At 47.7% G+C, this 599-nt stretch carries 1 protein-coding gene; it reads left to right on the forward strand.

Features of this window, described 5'->3' with window-relative positions:
- On the forward strand, nucleotides 1–599 hold a 599-nt coding region (locus ACWHAR_RS29525; RefSeq protein ID WP_452088749.1), incomplete at both ends, for a phenylalanine--tRNA ligase beta subunit-related protein.

Consider the following 599-nt stretch of genomic DNA (forward strand, 5'->3'; position numbering starts at 1 on the left):
GCAAAAATCATTAAAAATGTCACGATTGCTCCGTCACCGCTTTGGATGCAGACAAAGCTGATGAATGCAGGCATTCGTCCGCACAACAACGTCGTTGACATCACAAATTTTGTCCTGTTGGAATACGGACAGCCGCTTCATGCGTTTGATTATGACAGATTTGGCTCTAAGGAAGTCGTAGTAAGAAAAGCAGCTGAGAATGAAATGATCGTCACTCTTGATGATCAAGAACGTAAGCTGTCCGCCGATCACCTTGTCATTACAAACGGAACGAAAGCGCAGGCCGTTGCGGGTGTCATGGGAGGAGCAGAGTCAGAGGTTCAGGAAGATACGAAAACGATTTTGCTTGAGGCTGCGTATTTCAACGCGCAGACGGTTCGCAAGGCTTCCAAAGATCTTGGTTTGAGAAGTGAATCAAGCGTAAGATTTGAAATAGGAATTGATCCGGCGCGCGTACGTCTTGCAGCAGAACGGGCTGCGCAGCTGATCCATCTGTATGCCAGCGGTGAGGTGCTTGCAGGAACAGTTGAGGAAGATCACCTGACAATCGAAGCAAATAACATTCACGTATCTGCTGACAAAGTGAGCAGCGTTCTAGG

It is taken from the genome of Bacillus sp. LR--39 (assembly GCF_053613335.1).